General features: G+C 53.1%; 2 protein-coding genes. Both read left to right on the top strand.

Going from position 1 to position 1,540, the window contains the following annotated elements; translation table 11 throughout:
- Positions 1-360 (top strand): uroporphyrinogen decarboxylase family protein (locus H5U08_RS18410; protein ID WP_297036502.1); only part of this gene is annotated, 360 nt, incomplete at its 5' end.
- Positions 361-410: 50 nt separating this feature from the next.
- Entirely contained in the window at positions 411-1,160 is a 750-nt protein-coding gene (locus H5U08_RS18405; RefSeq protein WP_297036499.1) for a DUF1638 domain-containing protein, read from the top strand.
- Positions 1,161-1,540 lie beyond the last annotated feature (380 nt).

Genomic DNA, 1,540 nt, shown 5'->3' with positions numbered 1-1,540 from the left:
AAAGTGTTCATGCATAACGACGGGGCTATTTTTGATTTTATTCCCACTTTGATTGAAATGGGGGTGGATATCCTCAACCCGATTCAGACCACGGCCAAAGGGATGGATCCTGTCCGTCTCAAGCAAGAATTCGGCGATAAACTTACCTTTTGGGGAGCCGCGTGCGACTGTCAGAGGACACTGCCGTTTGGAACACCCGAAGAGGTTGCCCGAGAGGTGGAAGAAAACATCCGGATTTTGGCTCCCGGCGGCGGGTATGTGTTTGCGTCAGTCCATAATATTCAGGCAAACTGCCCTCCCGAGAATATCATGGCGATGTTCGACACGGCACTCGCAAAAGGACGATATCCCATTCAATGATCCGTCATACTTGTATTTCGTCTAATAACCAACGTTAGAACGGTTGAATTATGCGACTCATCGTAGTAGCCTGTGAAATCTTTTACCGAGAACTTTGTCTGGCCGTGGCACAGTCTCCCAACACAGTCGACTTACTTTTTCTACCAAAGGGGCTGCATGATGTAGGCGCGCAGCGCATGTCGGCGAGACTTGCCGAAGCCATCCAGAGCGTCGATACCTCACGTTACGAGGCCATCTGCTTGGGGTATGGTCTTTGCAACAATGGGATTATCGGACTGACAGCCCGCGATATTCCGCTGGTTATTCCAAGAGCGCACGATTGTATTACTCTCTTTCTGGGCAGTCACCAGCGATACCTGGAGTATTTTCACGCGAATCCCGGAGTCTATTTCCAAACGCCGGGCTGGATCGAACGTGGGGACGACCTGTCGCAGCATGGTCCCGATTCAATTGCCCGCAAAATGGGGCTCCTGGACAGCTATGACGAATGGGTCGCGAAGTACGGCGAGGAAAACGCCCGGTATCTCATTCAGCAATTGGGTAACCTTGCCAGGAATTACGGCAAAATTGCTTATATTCGCACTCACACAGGCTGCGACGAAGTCTTTGAAAAAATTGCCCGCCGCAAAGCAGAGGAGCGGGGCTGGCGATTTGAAGTCCTGGACGGGGATTTGCGGCTCATCCGTGCGTTAGTGGACGGCCAGTGGAGCGAGCATGAATTCCTGATCATCCCCCCGGGCGGCCGCGTTGCTCCCTCATTCGACGATCAGATCATCCAACTGGAGATCCTCAACACTTGATCAGCCGATCTCCGATCACTCATCACCGAAGGCAACCCTCCAGCAGGAAAGTTCCGACAGGCACGACAAGCGCGCCCCGCCATTCCGGAGGGACGTACTTGTCACGTCCGCCGATTGGAGGGACCTGCTTGTCAAGTTCGCCTCTCAACGTTGGATGATCCATTTCCACTCCTCGGGCACGACAAGCGTGCCCCTCCGATCCGGAGCTTAGTTCACTTGCTGATGAAACGGTAGGGGCAATGCCCCTGCAACCAACACATTTAGCCTTTGCGCTCTCACAGCTCCAAATGAAAACTGGGAATGAGTCGGTCTCCACACCCGTTGCTGAAGCACATCATCATCATTATCATGAACTGCCGATCAGTGACCACCGTAGGGCA

The organism is Thermogutta sp. (genome assembly GCF_014359955.1).
Classification (GTDB): domain Bacteria; phylum Planctomycetota; class Planctomycetia; order Pirellulales; family Thermoguttaceae; genus Thermogutta.
This window is presented reverse-complemented; position numbering and strand designations above follow the sequence as displayed.

Excerpts from the sequence above, each read along its gene's own strand:
- H5U08_RS18405 (WP_297036499.1), top strand. The coding sequence starts at position 411 with ATGCGACTCATCGTAGTAGCCTGTGAAATCTTTTACCGAGAACTTTGT.